Annotated in this window: 19 protein-coding genes and 1 riboswitch; of the genes, 12 read left to right on the plus strand and 7 right to left on the minus strand. The window is 69.1% G+C overall.

Features of this window, described 5'->3' with window-relative positions; translation table 11 throughout:
• Positions 1-210: 210 nt before the first annotated feature.
• Complete coding sequence (locus tag ABLE93_RS09390) at positions 211-537, plus strand: hypothetical protein (protein ID WP_348839530.1); 327 nt, start codon at positions 211-213, stop codon at positions 535-537.
• Between the two features lie 9 nt (positions 538-546).
• On the opposite strand, the gene ABLE93_RS09395 is transcribed toward ABLE93_RS09390, so the two are convergent.
• Positions 547-1,101, minus strand: coding sequence for a CreA family protein (locus ABLE93_RS09395; RefSeq protein ID WP_348839531.1), 555 nt, complete (start codon positions 1,099-1,101; stop codon positions 547-549).
• 203 nt (positions 1,102-1,304) lie between these two features.
• On the opposite strand from ABLE93_RS09395, the gene ABLE93_RS09400 reads away from it, so the two are divergent.
• Together ABLE93_RS09400 and ABLE93_RS09405 are read left to right on the plus strand one after the other, a co-directional pair.
• Positions 1,305-2,393, plus strand: coding sequence for a TRAP transporter substrate-binding protein (locus ABLE93_RS09400; protein WP_348839794.1), 1,089 nt, complete (start codon positions 1,305-1,307; stop codon positions 2,391-2,393).
• A 152-nt stretch (positions 2,394-2,545) separates the two neighbouring features.
• A complete protein-coding gene (locus ABLE93_RS09405; RefSeq protein WP_348839532.1) occupies positions 2,546-3,742 on the plus strand; it encodes a DUF2865 domain-containing protein in 1,197 nt (398 codons plus the stop codon).
• Positions 3,743-3,749: 7 nt separating this feature from the next.
• Here the strand turns inward: ABLE93_RS09405 and serB are convergent, their stop codons facing one another.
• Positions 3,750-4,649, minus strand: a complete 900-nt coding sequence (serB, locus tag ABLE93_RS09410; protein WP_348839795.1) for a phosphoserine phosphatase SerB — start codon at positions 4,647-4,649, stop codon at positions 3,750-3,752.
• Here serB and miaA point away from each other — a divergent pair.
• Positions 4,648-5,592 (plus strand): tRNA (adenosine(37)-N6)-dimethylallyltransferase MiaA, encoded by a 945-nt coding sequence (gene miaA / locus ABLE93_RS09415; RefSeq protein WP_348839533.1) that lies wholly within the window; start codon positions 4,648-4,650, stop codon positions 5,590-5,592. The two genes, serB and miaA, sit on opposite strands and share 2 nt — an antisense overlap.
• Before the next feature lie 153 nt (positions 5,593-5,745).
• Here the strand turns inward: miaA and thiC are convergent, their stop codons facing one another.
• Both thiC and ABLE93_RS09425 read right to left on the minus strand, forming a co-directional pair.
• Positions 5,746-7,620, minus strand: coding sequence for a phosphomethylpyrimidine synthase ThiC (thiC, locus tag ABLE93_RS09420; protein WP_348839534.1), 1,875 nt, complete (start codon positions 7,618-7,620; stop codon positions 5,746-5,748).
• A 79-nt stretch (positions 7,621-7,699) separates the two neighbouring features.
• Positions 7,700-7,831: riboswitch (TPP riboswitch) on the minus strand.
• Positions 7,832-7,907: 76 nt separating this feature from the next.
• The gene (locus ABLE93_RS09425) at positions 7,908-8,126 is read right to left on the minus strand and encodes a hypothetical protein (protein WP_348839535.1); all 219 of its coding nucleotides are present in this window, start codon (positions 8,124-8,126) and stop codon (positions 7,908-7,910) included.
• A gap of 258 nt (positions 8,127-8,384) precedes the next feature.
• Here ABLE93_RS09425 and ABLE93_RS09430 point away from each other — a divergent pair, with 258 nt between their 5' ends.
• From ABLE93_RS09430 to msrQ, 3 genes are all read left to right on the plus strand, one after another.
• On the plus strand, positions 8,385-9,179 hold the full coding sequence (locus ABLE93_RS09430) for a thymidylate synthase (RefSeq protein WP_348839536.1): 795 nt from the start codon (positions 8,385-8,387) through the stop codon (positions 9,177-9,179).
• A gap of 57 nt (positions 9,180-9,236) precedes the next feature.
• A complete protein-coding gene (locus ABLE93_RS09435) occupies positions 9,237-10,304 on the plus strand; it encodes a tellurite resistance TerB family protein (RefSeq protein WP_348839537.1) in 1,068 nt (355 codons plus the stop codon).
• 162 nt (positions 10,305-10,466) lie between these two features.
• Positions 10,467-11,327 (plus strand): protein-methionine-sulfoxide reductase heme-binding subunit MsrQ, encoded by an 861-nt coding sequence (msrQ, locus tag ABLE93_RS09440; protein WP_348839538.1) that lies wholly within the window; start codon positions 10,467-10,469, stop codon positions 11,325-11,327.
• Between the two features lie 13 nt (positions 11,328-11,340).
• Here msrQ and lhpI read toward each other — a convergent pair whose 3' ends face one another.
• Positions 11,341-12,300, minus strand: a complete 960-nt coding sequence (lhpI, locus tag ABLE93_RS09445) for a bifunctional Delta(1)-pyrroline-2-carboxylate/Delta(1)-piperideine-2-carboxylate reductase (protein WP_348839539.1) — start codon at positions 12,298-12,300, stop codon at positions 11,341-11,343.
• A 106-nt stretch (positions 12,301-12,406) separates the two neighbouring features.
• On the opposite strand from lhpI, the gene ABLE93_RS09450 reads away from it, so the two are divergent.
• From ABLE93_RS09450 to ligD, 3 genes are all read left to right on the plus strand, one after another.
• Positions 12,407-12,691, plus strand: a complete 285-nt coding sequence (locus tag ABLE93_RS09450) for a hypothetical protein (protein WP_348839540.1) — start codon at positions 12,407-12,409, stop codon at positions 12,689-12,691.
• A 72-nt stretch (positions 12,692-12,763) separates the two neighbouring features.
• Entirely contained in the window at positions 12,764-13,720 is a 957-nt protein-coding gene (gene ku / locus ABLE93_RS09455; protein WP_348839541.1) for a non-homologous end joining protein Ku, read from the plus strand.
• A 3-nt stretch (positions 13,721-13,723) separates the two neighbouring features.
• A complete protein-coding gene (gene ligD / locus ABLE93_RS09460; RefSeq protein ID WP_348839542.1) occupies positions 13,724-16,435 on the plus strand; it encodes a DNA ligase D in 2,712 nt (903 codons plus the stop codon).
• A 27-nt stretch (positions 16,436-16,462) separates the two neighbouring features.
• Here the strand turns inward: ligD and ku (ABLE93_RS09465) are convergent, their stop codons facing one another.
• Together ku (ABLE93_RS09465) and ABLE93_RS09470 are read right to left on the minus strand one after the other, a co-directional pair.
• The gene (gene ku, locus ABLE93_RS09465; protein ID WP_348839543.1) at positions 16,463-17,269 is read right to left on the minus strand and encodes a non-homologous end joining protein Ku; all 807 of its coding nucleotides are present in this window, start codon (positions 17,267-17,269) and stop codon (positions 16,463-16,465) included.
• A 16-nt stretch (positions 17,270-17,285) separates the two neighbouring features.
• Positions 17,286-17,474, minus strand: coding sequence for a DUF3008 family protein (locus ABLE93_RS09470; RefSeq protein WP_348839544.1), 189 nt, complete (start codon positions 17,472-17,474; stop codon positions 17,286-17,288).
• 108 nt (positions 17,475-17,582) lie between these two features.
• Between ABLE93_RS09470 and amaB the strand changes: the two genes are divergently transcribed.
• Both amaB and eda read left to right on the plus strand, forming a co-directional pair.
• Positions 17,583-19,115, plus strand: coding sequence for an L-piperidine-6-carboxylate dehydrogenase (amaB, locus tag ABLE93_RS09475; protein ID WP_348839545.1), 1,533 nt, complete (start codon positions 17,583-17,585; stop codon positions 19,113-19,115).
• 81 nt (positions 19,116-19,196) lie between these two features.
• Positions 19,197-19,844 carry a bifunctional 4-hydroxy-2-oxoglutarate aldolase/2-dehydro-3-deoxy-phosphogluconate aldolase gene (eda, locus tag ABLE93_RS09480; RefSeq protein ID WP_348839546.1) on the plus strand — a complete coding sequence of 216 codons (648 nt, stop codon included), beginning with the start codon at positions 19,197-19,199 and terminating at the stop codon, positions 19,842-19,844.
• Positions 19,845-19,865: the final 21 nt, after the last annotated feature.

Raw genomic sequence — 19,865 nt, forward strand, 5'->3', positions numbered from 1 at the left:
GCTGGGGCGAGGACGCCGGGCGCCGAGGGGACGGGGCCGCTCCGGAGATCGTTATCGGGCTGCGCTTGACCGAACGACGGCGCCCCGTCTATCCCCAAAGCCGGATGCGCCGGGCGGGGGCCGCACTGCATCTCATCGCCTGCATCCCGCTCCGTCGTCCGGCGAGCCTGATCCCGCCACGGCGCCGCCCAAAGAGGTCCCGAGCCTTCCATGCAACTCATCCGAAAGCTGGCTGCCGCGTCCGTGGCGCTCATGGCGCTCATGGCGCTCACGGCGGCCGCCTCGGCGGATACTCGCATCTTCATCATCGATGACGCGGATGGCGGCGGCGTGGACGCCTGCCTCGCTTCCGGCGCACCCTGCGGGCGGAGCATCGCCGAAGACTGGTGCCGCACCCATGATTACACGCGGGCCATCGACTTCGGCCGCGTCGCCGCCACGGGCAGCGCGTTCGCGCCCACCGGGGTGCGCAATCCCGCTTCAGCCTGCGTCGGGCCGCTGTGTCCCGACGCCGTCGCCATCACCTGCTCGCGCTGACGGCGCCGATCAGCGCACGAAATCCGCGCACTTGGGCACGTCCCCCGTGCCGCCCCACGGCATGATGGGGACGGTGGAGGTGGAGTTCTTCGGGCTGCCCTCGATCAGCTTGTCCGAGTAGACGAGATAGACGAGCACGTTGCGCTTGGTGTCACAGCCCCGCACGATCTGCATCTTCTTGAAGAAGAAGGAGCGGCTCTCGCGGAACACCACGTCGCCCTGCTCGAACTTGGTCTTGAAGGAGATGGGCCCGACCTGCCGACACGCCAGCGAGATGTCGGAGGTTTCCTCGGCGACGCCCACCATACCCTTGAGCCCGCCCCGCTCGGGGGTGGTGTAGTGGCAGGCGACGCCCTGCACCACCGGATCGTCGATGCCGTAGACGGCGAGCTTGTCGTCCGGGGTCAGGAACTTCCACACCGTGGACTTCTTGAAGATGGGATCCGGTTCCTGCGCCAGAGCTGGCCCTGCGGCGAGGAACGGCAGAGCCAAAGCGCCCAGGAGCGCGAGACGGCCGAGCCGGCGCAAGAGGGTCGGACGGGCGGTCGAATGGACTGGCGTCATGGAATTCCCCAGAAGGCTGCCACAGGCAGATACCTGAGATATGGGATGCCCCCCGGCGCGGGGGAAGGGCAGCGCAATATCACTTGCCCGGCTACCACCGAGATTGACGGGCGGCGCGCCGCGTGACACCCATTTCGCCCCATCGCCCCCTAAGCCCCACCACAGAGCCCGATCAAACGGTCCCGAGGAGCACACCCATGGAAATGAAGCGCCGGCACTTCATTGGCGCATCCGCCACCGCGCTCGCCACAGGCGCTGTGGCCGCGCCGGCCATCGCCCAGACCCAGCCCGAGGTGAAGTGGCGCCTCACGTCTTCCTTCCCGCGCTCCCTCGACACCATCTTCGGCACCGCCCAGACCTTCGCGCGCATGGTCGCCGAGGCGACCGACGGCCGTTTCCAGATCCAGACCTTCCCGGCCGGCGAGCTGGTGCCGGGGCTCCAGGCCCTCGATGCGGTGTCCACCGGCTCCGTGGAGTGCGCCCAGACGGCGACCTATTTCTACACCGGCAAGGACCCGGCGCTCGCCTTCGGCACCGGCGTGCCCTTCGGCTTCAACTCACGCCAGCAGCATTCGTGGTGGTTCTTCGGCGGCGGCGCAGAAATCATCAACGGCGTGCTCGCGAGATATAACGTCACCTCCATGCCCATGGGCAATTCGGGGTGCCAGATGGGCGGCTTCTTCCGCAAGGAGCTGACCAGCGTGGACGACCTGAAGGGCCTGAAATTCCGCATCGGCGGCATCGGGGGGCAGGTTCTGGCGAAGCTCGGCGTGGTGCCGCAGCAGATCGCGCCCGGCGACGTCTACCCCGCCCTGGAGCGCGGCTCCATCGACGCCGCCGAGTTCGTCGGACCTTATGACGACGAGAAGCTCGGCCTCGTAAAGGTGGCCAAGTATTACTATTATCCCGGCTGGTGGGAGGGCGGCGCCATGCTGCACCTCGTCATGAACAACGCCCAGTGGGATGCCCTGCCGAAGCATTACCAGGCCATCGTCCGCAACGCCGCCGAGGCCGCCAACAACTGGATGCTGGCGAAATACGATTCGGTGAACCCGCCGGCCCTGCGCCGCCTCGTGCAGCAGGGCGTCGAGCTGCGCGCCTTCCCGCAGGCCATCATGGAGGCCGGCTACAAGGCCGCCTTCGAGCTCTATGGGGAGATCGCCGCCACCAATCCGGCGTTCAAGCAGGCGCTGGATTCGGTCAATGCCATCCGCGCCGAACAGCTGGTGTGGTGGCAGATCGCCGAATACGCTTTCGACAGCTTCAACATCCGCTCCCGCGGCAAGAGCTGAACGTCGCGCCCCGGCAGCGCGCTTCGCGGCGGGACGCGCGGGCCATAGTTTCGTCACCATTGCCCGGCGCTGTCGCGATATAGAAGGCGGGGTCATCAGGGCGCCGGTGCCACTTCAACGGGTCACCGGCCCGAGGGTAGAGAAGGTTCAGGATGGAGACCGCGCGAGGCATGGGCATGGGCGGCGGTGTGCTGGGTTCGGCGCTGGGTCTCGCCCGCCGGGCGGTGCTGGGCGCCGCGCTCGCGGCGAGCGTCACCACCATGGCCTTCGCCCAGGCGGGAAGCCCGGCCTGCCAGCAGCTCGAAGGCTCACTTATGGCCCTCGACCGGGGCACGACCGGCGCCGGATCGCAGCAGGCGCAGGCAGCGAAGCTCCGCGGCGACCTCGACCGCCTCTCCGCCCAGGCCCGCGGCATGGGCTGCGATGCCCCACGCGGCTTCTTCATCTTCCAGGGCCCGCCCCGTCCGCCCCAGTGCGACCAGATCGACGACCAGGTGTCGCGCCTGCGGTCGCAGATCGCCGGCCTCGAGCGCGGCGGCGGCGGCGACACCGGCGGCCAGCGCCGGGCGCTCATCATCGCCCTCGCCCAGAACAATTGCGGCGCGCAATATACCGCCGCCGTGCAGGCCGCGCGGCGCGCCGCCGAGCCGCAGCGCCCCAAGAACTTCTTCGAGGCCATCTTCGGCTCGCCCCAGAGCGAGCCGGAGGAAAGCTCACCCGACCTCGACATGATCCCCCTGGATCAGGCCAAGCCGTCCTATTCGCGCACCGTCTGCGTCCGCACCTGCGACGGCTATTTCTTCCCCATGGCCAACTCAACCAATTCCAGCCGCTTTGCCCAGGACGACCAGCTCTGCAAGCGCCTGTGCCCCGGCTCGGAAGCCCAGCTCTTTACCTACAGCGGCGACATCAAGTCGGCAGTGAGCATCTCCGGCCAGTCCTACATGTCGCTGCCCAACGCGCTGCGCTACCGCAAGGAGCTGGTTCCCGCGTGCACTTGCCGGCCAGCCGGCCAGTCCTGGGCCCAGGCCCTTGCCGGGCTGGAGGACGAGACCACCCTGCGCAAGGGCGACATCCTCGTGACCGAGGAGCAGGCCCGCGAGATGTCGCTGCCGAAGGCGAGCGAACCCGCTGGCAAGGGCGGCAAGGGCGGAGCGGCCAAGCCCGCCACCTCGGATCCGGCCGCGGCTGAAGCGGGCGGTCAGGTGGCGGCCACGGCCGCCGCGCCTCTTGCCCCGGCCTCCGAGCAGCCCGGCCAGCGCAAGGTACGCATCATTCCCCTGCCCCGCTCGCAGAATGCGCAGAACCAGCCGGGCGCCACCGGCGCCGGCCAGAGCACCAGCCAGTAGGCTGGTCTCACACGGTGCGGAATTCGTCCCGGCTGTAGCCCTGCATGTAGAGCAGCGCCGTGAGGTCGCCGTGGTCGACGCGGGCGTGGGCCGCCGCCGCCACCGCCGGCTTGGCGTGGAACGCGACGCCGAGGCCCGCCTCCTGCAGCATGGCCAGGTCGTTCGCGCCATCCCCCACGGCCATGGTCTCGGATGGGGCGAGGTGCAGGCCGTCCCGCAGCTCCACAAGGGCGGCAAGCTTGGCGTCGCGGCCGAGGATGGGCTCGGCGACGGCACCGACGAAGCGCTCATCCTCGATGAGAAGGGTGTTGGCGCGATGCTCGTCGAAGCCGATGCGGTTCGCGATCTCACCGGTGAACAAAGTGAAACCGCCGGAGACCAAAGCCGCATAGGCGCCGTTGGCCTTCATGGTTCCCACCAGCTCCGGCCCGCCGGGGGTGAGGCTGATCCGGTCGCGCAGCACGTCCGCGACCACCCCGGCCGGGAGCCCGCGCAAAAGGGCGACCCGCTCGCGCAGCGCCGGCTCGAAGTCGATCTCCCCGCGCATGGCCCGCTCGGTGATGGCAGCGACATGCGCTTTCACGCCCACGAGATCGGCCAGTTCATCGATGCATTCCTGGCCGATCATGGTTGAATCCATGTCGGCGAGGAACAGGCGCTTGCGCCGGCCCGTCTCAAGCTGCACGACCACGTCAATGGGGGCCGAGCCGAGCGCCGCGCGGACCGCATCGGCGAGGGCGCGGGCGTCCGCCCCCAGTTCCGGGGCAAAATGGATGTCGACGGCGATTTCGGCGGCGAGCACCACCGGATCCTGTGCCCCGGGCAGCACGGCGCGGGCATCGTGGATTGCCTCGGAGGTCAATGCCGGGGCAGATGGGTTCGAGATGAGCGTTGCGACATAAGCCATGGAAAGATCGAAGCTCGCGGGAAAGCCGTCGGCGGTGCTCATCGCAGGTCCCACAGCCAGCGGCAAGTCAGCCCTCGCCCTGGCGCTCGCCGAGCGCCTGGGCGGGATCGTGCTCAATGCAGATTCCATGCAAGTCTATGGCGACCTCCACGTCCTCACGGCGCGGCCGACGGTCGCGGAGATGGCTCAAGTGCCCCACGGCCTCTACGGGCATGTGGATGCGGACACGGAGTATTCCGTCGGCCGGTGGCTCGACGATGCCCGCGCGGCGATTGCCGACGCCGGGCTCAGAGGGCTCACGCCGGTCTTCGTGGGGGGCACGGGGCTCTATTTTCGGGCGCTGACCCAGGGGCTCGCCGAGATCCCGCCTATTCCCGAGGCGGTGCGCGCCGGGATACGGGCGGAGGCCGGTGCGCTCGACAATGCGGCGCTCCATGGCGCACTCGCCGCGCGCGACGCGGAGACCGCCGCCCGGCTCAACGTCAACGACCGCCAAAGGGTGCTGCGGGCGCTGGAGGTGGAGCGGGCGACCGGCCGGCCGCTGGTCCACTGGCAGGCCGACGCCCAGCCGCCGCTGCTCGATGCGCGCCATTGCCTGCGCATGGTGCTGGAGGTGGACCGAGCCCTGCTGCGGAGGCGCATCGACGCTCGGTTCGAGACGATGATGGCGCAAGGCGCTCTGGAGGAGGTCCGCCGCCTCGCCGCTCGGGGCCTCAGGCCGGATCGAACCATTCTCAAGGCCCACGGCGCGCCGGCCCTGACCCGCCACCTCGCGGGGCAGATGAGCCTCGACGACGCCATAGCCGAAGGCCAGGGCGACACGCGGCGCTACGCCAAGCGGCAGGAGACCTTCTTCCGCCACCAGATGGCCGACTGGCCGGGCGCAACACCGGAGGCGGCGCTGGAGCGCCTGCTCGACATGGCCGCGCGGGCGGAGGGCTGACGAAGCCCTCGCCCAGCGTTGAGCGAACCAGCCGACCACCCCACCGTCATGCTCCGGCTTCACCGGAACATCTATCCGCCGGACCTTCGGCGCCAAGATGGGCCCTTCGGTCAAGCCGAAGGGCGACGGCAAGGCGACCGGCCGGCCTCGCCTTTACTTCGCCGGCGCGGGCGGCGGAGGCGCCACTTCGGGAGCGGGCGTGTAGATCAGGCCGCCGCCGTCGCGGAACTTTTGGGCCATTTCGGCCATGCCCGCGGAGGCGAGGTTGTCGGCCTGGGCGCGGGCGATGTCGCCGGCTTCCAGCTTCAGCTCCTGCGAGATCTTCATGGAGCAGAACTTCGGCCCGCACATGGAGCAGAAGTGCGCCACCTTGGCCCCCTCGGCGGGGAGCGTCTCGTCGTGGAAGCGCTCGGCCGTCTCCGGGTCCAGCGAGAGCGCGAACTGGTCGCGCCAGCGGAAGCTGAAGCGGGCCCGGGAGAGCGCATCGTCGCGGATGCGCGCCGCCGGGTGGCCCTTGGCGAGATCGGCGGCGTGGGCGGCGATCTTGTAGGAGATGACGCCGGTCTTCACGTCGTCGCGGTCGGGCAGGCCGAGATGCTCCTTCGGCGTGACGTAGCAGAGCATCGCGGTGCCGAACCAGCCGATCATCGCCGCACCGATGGCGGAGGAGATGTGGTCGTAGCCGGGGGAGATGTCCGTTACCAGCGGGCCGAGGGTATAGAACGGCGCCTCGTGGCAGACCTTGAGCTGCTTCTCCACATTCTCGCGGATGAGGTGCAGCGGCACGTGGCCGGGGCCCTCGATCATCACCTGGCAGTCATACTTCCAGGCGATCTCGGTGAGCTGTCCGAGGGTCTCCAGCTCGGCGAACTGCGCCGCGTCGTTGGCGTCGGCGATGGAGCCGGGGCGCAGGCCGTCGCCGAGGGAGAAGGAGACGTCATACTGGGCGAGGATCTCGCAGAGCTCCTCGAAATGCTCGTAGAGGAAGCTCTCCTTGTGGTGGGCAAGGCACCACTTGGCCATGATCGAGCCGCCGCGCGAGACGATGCCGGTGACGCGGTTGGCGGTGAGCGGCACGAACGCCAGGCGCACGCCCGCGTGCACCGTCATGTAGTCCACGCCCTGCTCGCACTGCTCGATCACCGTGTCGCGGAACACCTCCCACGTGAGGTCCTCGGCGACGCCGTTGACCTTCTCGAGCGCCTGATAGATCGGCACTGTGCCGATGGGCACCGGCGAATTGCGCATGATCCACTCGCGGATGGTGTGGATGTGCTTGCCGGTGGAGAGATCCATCACCGTGTCGGCGCCCCAGCGGGTGGCCCACACGAGCTTGTCCACCTCCTCCGCAATGCCGGAAGAGACGGCGGAATTGCCGATATTGGCGTTGATCTTCACCAGGAAATTCCGGCCGATGGCCATCGGCTCGATTTCCGGGTGGTTGATGTTTGCCGGGATGATGGCGCGGCCCCGCGCCACTTCCTGGCGGACGAACTCGGGCGTGATCTCGGCGGGAATGGCGGCACCGAGGCTCATGGCCTGATGGTGCGGGTGAGCCCCGCCATTGACGCGGGCGAGGTTCTCGCGCGCAGCCACATATTCCATCTCGGGCGTGATGATGCCGGCGCGGGCATAGGCCATCTGGGTCGGCCGCTTGCCTGCCTTCGCGCGCAGGGGGCTGCGCCCTGTGAGGTCGAACTGGGGCAGAGAGGAGCTCTGGCCGGCCTTGAGCCCGTTGTCCTCGGGCCGCACCGCGCGGGCTTCCACCTCTTCCACGTCGCCGCGCTCGCGAATCCACTGGGCGCGCAGCGGCGAGAGGCCCTTGGTGAGGTCGATGATGGCCTCGGGGTCCGTGTAAGGGCCGGAGGTGTCATACACCTTCAGCGGCCGCTCGGCGGGGTCCGACAGCTGAACCTCGCGCATGGCGACGCGCACGTCGGGGCGCGTGGCGGAGACGAACACCTTGCGGGAATGGGGCAAGGGGCCGGTGGTGACTTTAAGGGAGGACGTCGAGGCTTCGTCCAGCATGCGGATCTCCGTTCAGCTTGCGCTTTCAACGAGAGCCGGGGGTAGAGCTAGGAGACGGGTGCGGAACGACGCTGAGCGCCGGGGGCACAAGTTCCGATCCCTTCGCCGGTATGACCCGGATCAGGTTCGAAGGGTCATCGCGGCGCCGCAGGCATCACACCATTGGACTTGCGATATCTCAGCCCCGTCCGGGGCCCCCCTTGGAACACGTTCAGTGTGAGGTATACGAAAGCCCAATGTCAACGCTGCACCGCAGCGAGACGGGCCGGCGGTCGCTCGGGCGGGCTTCAGGCCGCGATGGAGGCCGGCCGCATCGCGCTCTTCTGGCGGGCCTGAAGACGCCCGAGCGCCTCGTCGAGGCGGGCGAGGGCGTCGATGGCGGCGTGCTCCTCGTGCGAAGATCCGGCCTCCCAGGCAGCCTCGTTGCGGAACTCCTCCGCCTGCGCCTGACCGGCGAGGAAGGCGCGCACCTCAAGAAGCGCGGAAGTGAGGGAAGTCTGGCGCATGATCGCAAACCCTTGATCGTTAGAGCGGCCCAAGACGCTCGTCCAATGCGGCCGGCTCGTGGCACAGCTCCGCCTCGCGGTGGGGCATACGTTGCGGAAATCATTCACATTTTCGCGCGCGGCGGACCTCCTCGGGCACCCGTTACGGAAGCTGGCGTTACGACTTGTTCACAGGGCCCCGCCAGAGTGGCAGCGGACTTGTCCGGCGGCTAGACTGCCGCCTCTGGCCACAGCGGAATCGAGCGTCGGACCCGAGCCATGGAAGCCTACCACCAGCTGCTGCGCCACATCCTCGACCACGGCGTGCGCAAGGACGATCGCACCGGCACAGGAACTCTGTCGGTGTTTGGCCACCAGATTCGGTTTGATCTGGCCCGGGGCTTTCCCCTCGTCACGACCAAGAAACTGCACCTGAAATCCATCGTCCACGAGCTTCTGTGGTTCCTCGCCGGCGATACCAACATCCGGTATCTCAAGGAGAACGGTGTCTCCATCTGGGACGAGTGGGCCGATGCCAAGGGCGATCTCGGGCCGGTCTACGGCCACCAGTGGCGCTCCTGGCCGACCCCCGAGGGCGGGGTGATCGACCAGATCGCACAAGTGGTCTCGGACATCCGCAGGAATCCCGATTCGCGCCGCCTCATCGTCACCGCCTGGAATCCGGCGGACGTGGCCAAGATGGCGCTGCCGCCCTGCCACTGCCTGTTCCAGTTCTACGTTCTGGACGGCAAGCTCTCCTGCCAGCTCTACCAGCGGTCGGCCGACGCCTTCCTCGGCGTGCCGTTCAACATCGCCTCCTATGCCCTGCTGACCCACATGGTGGCGCAGGTGACGGGGCTCGGCGTCGGTGATTTCGTCCATACGCTGGGCGACGCGCACCTCTATCTCAACCATTTGGACCAGGCCCGCGAGCAGTTGTCCCGCGCGCCGCGCGCCCTGCCGCAGCTCAAGCTCAATCCGGCGGTGACGGACATTTTTGCCTTCCGCTACGAAGACGTCCAAATCGTCGGCTACGATCCCCATCCGGCGATCAAGGCACCGGTGGCAGTCTAGAGCCGCCCGCGCGGTCCGACAGGACGCGCGAAACCAGCCTTGGCGAGGGAGAGTCCAATGGCTGGCACGACGGGTGGAATGGGTGAGATTCTCGGCCAAATCCTCGGAGCTGCCCTTGGCGGGGGCAGCGTGCGTCGCGGCGGGGCTGCGTCCCAGCGCCTGCCCGGCGGGCTTGAAGACATCCTCGGGCAAGTGCTGGGTGGTGCAGGAGGCCGCGGCGGCTCCGGCGGCAATCCGGGACTACCGGGCGGGCTCGGCGACATTCTCGGGCAGGTGCTCGGCGGCGGGGCCGGACGAACAGGCGGCGCCTCAGGCCTTCCCGGCGGGCTTGGCGACATCCTCGGACAGGTTCTCGGCGGCGGCCGATCGCCCTCGGGCCGCCCGGGCGGCGCCGGCCCTTCCGGCGGCATCGAGGACATTCTGGGCCAGATTCTGGGCGGCGGCCCCTCGGGCGGCTCGACCGCCGGCGGGGGCATCTCCGGCGGTGGCACGCGCGGCGGATCGCTCGGCGAGATCGCGGCGGACGCGCTGGGGCGCGGGGGTTCCGCGCCACAGCCGCAGGGCGATCTCGACCCCCTTCCCTCCCCCACCCCGCGACACGACACGGCTCCGTCCGCATCTGGCGGCAACGACCTCATGAAGTACGGCGGGCTGGCCATCATCGGCATGCTCGCATGGAAGGCCTTCCGCAAATGGCAGGCCAGCGCGGGCGGGCGCTCCGCCTTCGCCTCCGGCACACCGGGGGCCGCCTTCTCGCCAGCTGCGGCGCCCGGCGGCCCGGACGCCTTCTCCGGCGTTCTCGTCGCCGCCATGGCTGCGGCGGCGCAGGCCGATGGCGAGATCGACCAGGACGAAGTCGCCCGGATCACCAGCGGGCTCGACCGCATACAGGCGGGCGGCGGCGATCAGGATGCTCTGGCGGCGATCCTGACCACGCCGGTCGATCCGCGCGAGGTGATCGAGGCGGCAACGACGCCCGAGGCCGCCTTGCAGATCTATGCGGCGTCGGCGCTGGCTATTCGTCCGGACAATGCGGCCGAGTACCGCTATCTCAATGGTCTCGCCGAGGCGCTGGGCATTGATCCCGGCCTGAAGGCGCAGCTGGAAGCCGAGCTCAACGCCTGAAGCGGAGCGCCGGTCACGCCATCGTGCGCGCGGTGGCCGTAACCGCGCCGTCGCCGCCGGCGAAAGGGGAATGCGCGCTCCGCTCCGCAGGGCGCTGGCTGGTGGACGGACATGGTCCGCCAGCCCCCCGATCTGCCCCGTCCCGGCACCGAGAAAGACCCGATGCCCCTGTTTCAAGAACGTTCCGGCCAGTTCAGCCCCGAAAAGACCCTGTTCCTGGTCGCCTCCATCCTGCCGGCGGTCTGGCTGGTCGGGCTCGCGGCCAATGGCGGACTCGGCGCCCGGCCGTGGACCGAGGCGATCCACTTCACCGGGCTGTGGGCCATCCGCTTCCTCGCGGTGACGCTCGCCATCACGCCTCTGCGGCGCCTCCTGTTCCTGCCGAAGCTCTATTTCGGTCGGCGCATCTTCGGCCTCGCCGCGCTCGGCTATGCGGCGCTGCATCTCGTATTGTTCTGCCTGGACCAGGGCTTCGGTCGCGCGTTGAGCGAGATCGTGCTGCGCATCTATCTCACCATCGGCGCCGTTGCCGTGGCGCTCCTGGTGGCGCTTGGCGCCACATCGTTCGACGGGGCCATCCGGCGGCTCGGCGCAGAGCGCTGGAACCGGCTGCACGCCGCCGTCTACGGCATCGCCGTGCTGGCGGCGGTGCATTTCTTCCTCCAGACCAAGCTCGACGTGTCCGAGCCGGTGCTCATGGCGGGCCTGTTCCTGCTGCTCTTCGCCTATCGGATCGCCGCACGGCTGAAGGGCGAGGTCACGCCTGCCGTGATGGCCGGCCTCGCGGTTATCTGCGCGCTCATAACGGCCGCCATCGAGATCGCGTGGTATGGCCTCGCCACCCGGGTGGACCCGTGGCGGGTGGCGGAGGCCAACCTCTTCTTCGACCTCGGCCCGCGCCCGGCCTGGTGGGTGCTGGCGGTGGGTCTGGCCATCGCAGCCCTCGCCGCCTCCCGCGCCGATGCCGCCCCCAAGCGCGGGCGCGCGCGCACTCCGCCCGCCAGTCGCGTGGAAGCTTCCTGAGGCGCGGCTGCCGTCACGGCGCGGGCGACGCCGGGGTCCCCTCGGCAGCCACCAGCTCGGCGGCCACAAGATCCTCGAGCGCGGCGCCGACCGACTTGAAGAGCGTGATCGGGGCCGCGTCGCTGCGCCCGGCCTTCAGGCCGGCGCACAGCTCGTGCAGGTCGCCCGCCACGCGGTCCGTGGACCAGCGGCCGGCCGCGGCGGGAAGCAGCAGATCGCCCGCCTCCGCCAAGGCGCCACCATAGGTGTCCACATAGACGGTGCCCATCGCGATGAGGTCGTCGTCGCTCTCCCGCATGGCGGGGGTGAAGGCGCCGACGAGGTCCACGTGCGTGCCCGGCTTCACGTCCCGCCCCAGCACCAGCGCCTGCGTCGAGGTCGTGCCGCAGGTGACGATGTCCGCCGCCCCGACCGCCGCGGAGAGGTCGGCCGCCGGCTCCGCGGGCAGGCCGAGAGCCGCGAGGCGTTCGGCCATGTCCCCCGCCCGCGCCAGCGAGCGGCCCCACACCAGCACCCGGCGGATGGGGCGGACGGCGCAATGGCCCTGGGCGAGATGAAAGGCGAGGTGCCCGGTGCCCACCACCGTGAGGGTCGAACTGTCCTCCCGCGAGAGGAAGGTGGAGGCGAGGGCCGAGGTGGCGGCGGTGCGCCGGTTGGTCAGCGCCTCGGCATCGATGATGGCCTGCGGCACGCCGGTTGCGCCGTCGAACAGCACGTAGATGCCATGCACCGAACCGAGGCCGCGGTCGGCATTGGCGGGGAAGATGTTCACCAGCTTCACCCCCAAAGCGGCACCACGCCGCCACGCCGGCATGGCGAGGAGATGGCCGGGGGCCTGCGAGGTGCCCACGTCGTGCGCCTGGCGAACCGGGGATTCCACCGCCGCCTCGGCGAACGCCGCGCGCAAGGCCGGCACCAGCCGCTCATACGTGAGCGCCGCCTCGACTTCCCGTGCCTCGTAGACCTGAACCATGACGCCTCCGATCCTTGCGATCACGCTCTAGAGCACGCGGCGGCCCAGCCTGCAACGGAACCAAACGCAGCCGTTGCAACTTGGATCTGCAACAGGAGATTCCGCCATGCATTACGAAGCGCCGATCCGGGGAGCCGTTAGGCATTTCTTGGCCGAGGGCGGAGAATTCTTCCGCGCCACCGGTGACGGTGATGTGATACTGGAATGGAAGTCCGAGGACGCCAGCGAAGAAACGCTGCTGCGCGACGGAGCGCCCATCGTCAGCCTCTTCTGCCGCGAGCGTCGCTGGATGTGGCAGGTGATGGACGGCACGTCCGCGCCCATCCGGGCCGGGTCCCGTGCCGAGGCGCGCCAGCTCGCAACATTCTATGCGCGCCGCCACGCGGCCTGACGATCCTTTCACGAAAGTGCTTGCCCGCGGCGCGCCGCGGGTGTGCGATCAGGGACGCAACGGGACACACCCATGGCGCCGCGCGCAAGCTGGAAAGGGTTCCTCACGGTCGGGGCGCTGAGCTGCGCCGTCGGCCTCTATGCCGCTGCCTCGACATCGGAGCGCATCTCGCTTCACCTCCTCAACCGCAAGAGTGGCCATCGCCTGCGCCGCCAGTATGTGGATGAAGAGAGCGGAAAGCTGGTTGAGGCCGACGACCAGGTGAAGGGCTACGAGGTGGCCAAGGGTGAATACGTCACCATCGAACCGGAAGAGGCCGCGGCTGTCCTGCCGGAGAACGACCGCACCATTTCCGTTGACGCCTTCCTGCCTTGCGACGGTATCGACACCGTTTATCTCGACCGCCCCTATTTTCTTGCGCCAGTTGATCGGCCCAGCGCCGAAGTGCTTGCCCTCATCACTGCCGGAATGCAGGCGCAGAAGGTCGCGGCGCTGGGCGAGGCCTTGCTGTTCCGCCGCGTGCGCAAGCTGCTGATCCGCCCCCATGAGGAAGGCGGAGCGCTTTTGGTCTCGACCCTCTCCTTCGACTACGAAGTTCGCTCGGCCGAGGAGGCGTTCGCCGACATCCCCGATTCGAAACTGACCCGCGAGATGCTGGACCTCGCCAGCCACATCATTTCCACCAAGGTGGGCCGATTCGATCCGGCCGCCTTCGATGACCGCTACGAAAGCGCCCTCGCCGAACTGGTCCGCGCGAAGATGGAGGGGCGTCCCCTTCCCAAGCCCGCGCCGCGCAGGGAGGAGAAGGTGGTCGACCTGCTGGAAGCCCTCAAGGCGAGCGCCGGCGGCGCCAAGGCGGGCGGCGGGTCGAAGGCTCAAGCCTTGTCCGGGAAGGGCACAGCGAAATCCGCGCCCAAGGCAGCGGCCAAGGCACCGGCCAAGGCCAAGGTACCAGCGAAGGCCAAATCTTCCGCCGCGGCGAAGGATGCCAAGGCCGAGGCGCCCAAGTCCACCCGCAAGGCGAGCTGAGTCATGGCCGGTCTCGACACCTACCGCGCCAAGCGCGATTTCCGTGCGACGCCCGAGCCTTCCGGAAAGGCGACGGGGGGCGGCCGCAAGGGCAAGGCCGAGGCACCGCAGGGCGTCTTCGTGATCCAAAAGCATGCAGCGCGCCGCCTGCATTACGATTTCCGCCTGGAGATGGACGGGGTGTTGAAGAGCTGGGCGGTGACGCGCGGCCCGAGCCTCGATGCGGGCGAGAAGCGCCTCGCCGTCCATGTGGAGGATCACCCCCTCGACTATGGCAGCTTCGAGGGCACGATCCCCAAGGGCCAGTATGGCGGCGGATCGGTCATCATCTGGGACCGGGGCACGTGGACCCCCATCGGCGATCCGCACAAGGCCTATGCCAAGGGCCATATGGAATTCACCCTCGCCGGGGAGAAGCTGTCCGGCCGCTGGCACCTCGTGCGCATGGCGCCACGGGCCGGCGAGAAGACCGAGAACTGGCTGCTCATCAAAGCCGATGACGAAGCCGCCCGCCCGCCGGGGGCGCCGGATATCCTGGAGGAGAAGCCCGCCTCCGTGGTTTCGGGCCGCGACGTGGAGGAGCTCGACATGTCGCCGGCTGCGGCGGGCAAAGGGAAAACGAAGAACAAGGCTGCCGCGACCGTGTCGGCTGACGCTTCCAAATCCCCGCAAACGAAGGCCTCTCGGAGCAAAGCATCGGCTGAAGACGCCACACCGTCGTCGAAGGTGACGCCCGCGAAGCCCGGAGCAGCACGCGGCAAGTCTTCCGCCGTCAAATCACCTGCAACCCAGTCACCTGCAACCCAGGCACCTGCCACCAAATCGACCACCACGAAGCCTGCCGGCTCTGTCACACCGCCGCTGCCGAAAGGCGCCAAGGCAGGCCCCCTGCCCGCCTTCGTGCCGCCCGCACTCGCCACTCTGGCCACCCGAGCCCCGGCGGGACAACGCTACATCCACGAGATCAAGTTCGACGGCTACCGCATCGAGGCTCGGATCGAAGGGGGGCGTGCCCGGCTCCTGACGCGGACGGGGCTCGACTGGACCGAGCGCTTCGGCCCCGAGATCATCGGTGCGCTGGAGGCTCTGCCCGTCACCGATGCCTTGCTCGACGGCGAGATCGTCGTGGAGGGCGGCAATGGCGCCACCGATTTCTCCGCCCTCCAGTCGGATCTCTCGGACGGGCGTAGCGACCGCTTCGTCTATTTCCTGTTCGACCTTCTGCACCTCGACGGCCAGGACCTGACCGGCGCCCCCCTCCTCGCGCGCAAGGCCGTGCTGGAGCGCCTCGTGGGTGAGGGCGAAGGCAAGCTGCGCTTCAGCGCCCATTTCGAGGACGACGGAGCGCTGGTGCTGCGGCACGCCTGCCGCCTCAGCCTCGAAGGGGTCATCTCCAAGATCAAGGATGCGCCCTACCATTCCGGCCGTTCCCGCGACTGGATCAAGTCCAAGTGCTCGGACCGGCAGGAATTCGTCATCGGCGGCTTCGTGCCGTCGACCACCTCGCGCAAGGCCATCGGATCGCTGGTGCTGGGGGTGAACGAGAAGGACGGGCTGCGCCACGTGGGCCGCGTGGGCACCGGCTTCACGCAGCGGGTCGCCAGCGATCTCTTCACCCTGCTCTCCGCCGAGGCGGTCGACGCGTCACCCTTCGCCGGCCGACTGGCGAAGGAGGAAGCCCGCGGGGTCACCTTCGTCGCGCCGAAGCATGTGGCGGAGGTGGAATTTCGCGCCTGGACCGGCGACGGCCACCTGCGCCACGCCGCTTTCCGTGGCCTGCGCGACGACAAGCCTGCTGACGAGGTGGTGCAGGAGCGGCCGGACGCCGCCCCGGATGCTCCCGCCCCGCCGCGCCGCCGGGTGCGCCTCACCCATCCCGACCGCGTCTATTGGCCGGACGTGGGCCTGACCAAGGAAGGGCTGGCGGATTATTACGCCGAGATCTGGCGCCACATGGCGCCCTTCGTCACCGGCCGGCCCCTCGCGCTCGTGCGCTGCCCTGAGGGGGTCCAGGGCCCCCACTTCTTCCAGAAGCATCCCTGGAAGGGCGTCGACAAGAACGTGATGGCGGTCATCGACCCGAAGGAGACAGACGAGGCGCCCTTTCTCGCCATCCGCGACCTCGATGGCCTCACAGCACTGGTGCAGGGCGCTGCCCTGGAGATCCACCCGTTCGGCGCGACCCTCGCCGACTGGGAGCGACCCGACATTCTCATCATCGACCTCGATCCCGGCGACGACGTGCGCTGGCAGGCGGCGATGGATGCGGCAAGCGAAGTCCGGGCGCGGCTGGAGCAGGCCGGGCTTGCGGCCTTCCTGAAGACCTCCGGCGGCAAGGGTCTTCACGTCTGCGCCCCGCTGGCGCCCAAGGCGGAATGGCCGGCGGTGAAGGCCTTCACCAAAAAGCTCGCGGAAGAAATGTCGGCCGACAGTCCAGAGCTTTACGTGGCCACCATCGCCAAGGCGCGCCGGAAGGGCCGCATTCTGATCGACTATCTGCGTAACCAGCGCGGTGCGACCGCGGTCGCACCCTATTCGACCCGGGCGCGGCCTGGGGCGGCCGTCTCCATGCCTTTGGCGTGGGAGGAATTGAGCGCGGAGATCGGTCCGCAGCACTTCACGGCGCAGAACGCGCCGGCGCGGCTCGCCAACCTTGACCGTGATCCGTGGGGCGATTTTCGCCGCGCCGCCAGGCCATTGCCGGACAAGAGCTGAGGGTTCGCCGTTCGCCCCGCCACTCCCTCAGGATTTCTTGCCTTTGCCCTTCTCGGCCGAAAGGCTCCGGCGCAGGGCGTCCATGATATTCACCACATTGCCGGCGGGCGCCTCGGCCGCCGTTTCCGCCTTGCCCTTGCGCGGCGCCCGCTTCTTGGTCTTTGCGGCGATGAGGTCGAGCAGGCCTTCCTGCACGGGGTCACCCACCATTTCGGGCGAGAACGGGCGGGTCCGCTCCGCGACCAGCTTGCGCACCAAAGTGAGCGCCTCTTTTTCCGGCTTCCCGTCCGCTTCCAGCGCGCCTTCGAAATGGCGCACCTCGTCGCCGTACCGCAGCGTCCACAAAATCAGGCCCCGCCCGCGCGGCTCCACCATCACGCCCCGCTCGCGGCGGTAGAGCACGAGGCGGGACAGGGCCGCCATTCCGCTCTCCGCCATGGCGGCGCGGATCACGCCGAAGGCCTCGGCTCCCACCTCGTCGTCGGGGACGAGATAATGCGGCTTCTCCAGATAGATCCAGCCCACGCTGTCGCGCGGGACGAAGCTCTCGATTTCGATGGTTCTGGTGCTTTCGAGCGCGACGGAATCGAGATCCTCATCCTCAAGCAGCACGTAGCTGTCGTCGCCCGTCTGGTAGCCGCGGGCTTCGTCCTCATCCGCCACCGGCTTGCCCGACGCCTCATCCACGTAGCGCGACACGATGCGGTTGCCGGTCGCGCGATTGAGGGTGTGGAAGCGCACCTTTTCGCCCTCGGTCGTGGCCGGGGTCATGGCCACCCGGCAGGTGACCAAAGAGAGCTTGAGATAGCCCTTCCAGAAGGAGCGCGGCGCCATGGCTGCGCCTCAGGCTTCAGTCGCGGTCGACATGAGCGGGCTTGCCCTTGCGCTTGGTGGCGGCGAGATCATGAAGCTCCTTCTCGCTCATGGAGTCCACCATCTCGCGGGAAGCGCCCTTCAATTCGCTTTTCTTGCGCTCGCCCCGCTTGGCCGAAAGGGCGGCGCCCGCCGCCATCTGCTGGGCCTTGGATTTCGCCGGCATCGCTGCCTCCGTTGGGATGTCCCGATCCCAATCAACCACACCCCTCACCGGGCGGTTCCCGCCGGCCTGCGGCCTCGCTACAACAGGGGCAATCAAGAGGAGACGGCCATGGCGAGCTTTCCCAGCACGGGCGACATTTCCAGCGCGGCGAGCGCGCTCCTCGCGCGGCTCGGCGTTGACCCGGACGCCCTCGCAGGTCCGCGCGAGGCGCTCTCGCCCCTTACCGGCGAGGTGATCGCCCGGGTGGCCGAGAGGGATGCGGCGGCCGTGGCCGAAGCCATCGGCACGGCCGAGGCCGCCTTTCGGCAATGGCGGGAGGTTCCCGCCCCGCGCCGTGGCGAGCTGGTGCGCCTCCTCGGCGAGGAACTGCGCGCCGCCAAGGCGGATCTCGCCGCTCTGGTCACTCTGGAGGCCGGCAAGATCACGTCGGAGGGGCTCGGCGAAGTGCAGGAGATGATCGACATCTGCGACTTCGCCTGCGGCCTCTCGCGCCAGCTCCACGGCCTCACCATCGCCACCGAGCGGCCGGACCACCGCATGATGGAGACATGGCACCCCCTCGGGGTCGTCGGCGTGATCTCGGCATTCAACTTCCCCGTGGCGGTCTGGTCGTGGAACGCCGCGCTGGCCCTCGTCTGCGGCAATGCGGTGGTGTGGAAGCCGTCGGAGAAGACCCCGCTGACCGCCCTTGCGGTGGATGCCATCTTTCGCCGGGCGGCGGAGCGGTTCGGCGGCGTCCCGCAGGGCCTTTCCACCGTGATCATCGGTGGGCGCGAGGCGGGCGAGGCGCTGGTGGACGATGCCCGCGTGCCGCTTGTTTCCGCCACGGGCTCCACCGCCATGGGCCGGCATGTGGGGCCGCGCCTCGCCCAGCGCTTCGCCCGGGCGATCCTGGAGCTGGGCGGCAACAATGCCGCCATTGTGTGCCCCTCGGCCGACATCGACCTCACCGTGCGGGCCGTCGCGTTCGCCGCCATGGGCACCGCGGGCCAGCGCTGCACCACGCTGCGGCGTCTGATCGTGCACGACGACATCTACGACGCTCTGCTGGCGCGCCTGAAGCTGGCCTACGCCTCGGTGACCGTGGGCGACCCGCGCGCGCCCGATACGCTGGTGGGACCGCTGATCGACGCCGGCGCCTTCGCCGCCATGCAGGTGGCGCTCGATGCGGCGCGCGCCGCCGGCGGCGGCGTGACCGGCGGCGAGCGGGTGGGCGCCGAATTCGCGCTCGATGCCTTCTACGCGCGCCCGGCGCTGGTGGAGATGCCGTTCCAGACCGACACGGTGGCTGCGGAAACGTTCGCGCCCATCCTCTACGTGCTCCGCTACAGAGCCCTCGAGGACGCCATTCTCCTCAACAACGCGGTGCCGCAGGGCCTCGCGTCGGCGATCTTCACCACGGACCTGCGCGAGGCCGAGCGCTTCCTATCCGCCGCGGGCTCCGACTGCGGCATCGCCAACGTCAACATTGGCCCGTCCGGTGCGGAGATCGGCGGCGCGTTCGGCGGCGAGAAGGAGACCGGCGGTGGCCGGGAGGCAGGATCCGACAGCTGGAAGGCCTATATGCGGCGCGCCACCAACACCATCAATTATGGCAACCGCCTGCCCCTTGCTCAGGGCGTCACCTTCGACGTCGGCTGAGTTTGTCGAGGCGCCCGCGGCGGGTTCGGGCTCGACATCGGCGGCGGATTACGCTTGAACCGATTTAAACGGAGACGCGTCATGAGCCTTCCCAGCCCCCTCGCCATGGTTGCGAAAGCGCCGGTGGTCCCGGTCGTGGTCATCGAGCGGCTGGAGGATGCGGTGCCCCTCGCCCGTGCCCTGGTGGAGGGTGGGCTGCCGCTGATCGAGGTGACGCTGCGCACCCCCGTCGCGATGGAGGCCCTGCGCCGCATCGCGGCAGAGGTGGAAGGCGCCATCCCCGGCGCGGGGACGGTGGTCGAGCGTGGGCAGATCGCGGCCGCGATGAACGCCGGCGCCACCTTCCTCGTCAGCCCGGGGACGACCCCCGACCTCGCCGCCGCCTTCGCCGAGATCCCTATCCCGGTCATGGCCGGCTGCGCCACGGCGTCAGAGGCCATGCGGCTGTCGGAACTCGGCTTCGAGGTGCTGAAGTTCTTCCCGGCTGAAGCCTCGGGTGGCGCAGCCTTCCTCAAGTCCATCGCCGGTCCCCTGCCCCACCTGCGCTTCTGCCCCACCGGCGGCATCGGCCCGGCCAATGCGCCGGACTATCTGGCGCTCCCGAGCGTGGTGGCGGTGGGCGGCTCCTGGGTGGTGCCGACCGACGCCATCCGCGCCGGCGATTTCGGCAAGGTGCGCGAGCTCGCGGCGGCGGCGGCGCAATTGAAGCGCGCGGCGACGTTCAGCTGAGCGGGTCGAAGGCGGAGCTGG

Origin of the sequence: Xanthobacter pollutisoli (genome assembly GCF_040044995.1) — a bacterium.
Lineage (GTDB): Bacteria > Pseudomonadota > Alphaproteobacteria > Rhizobiales > Xanthobacteraceae > Xanthobacter.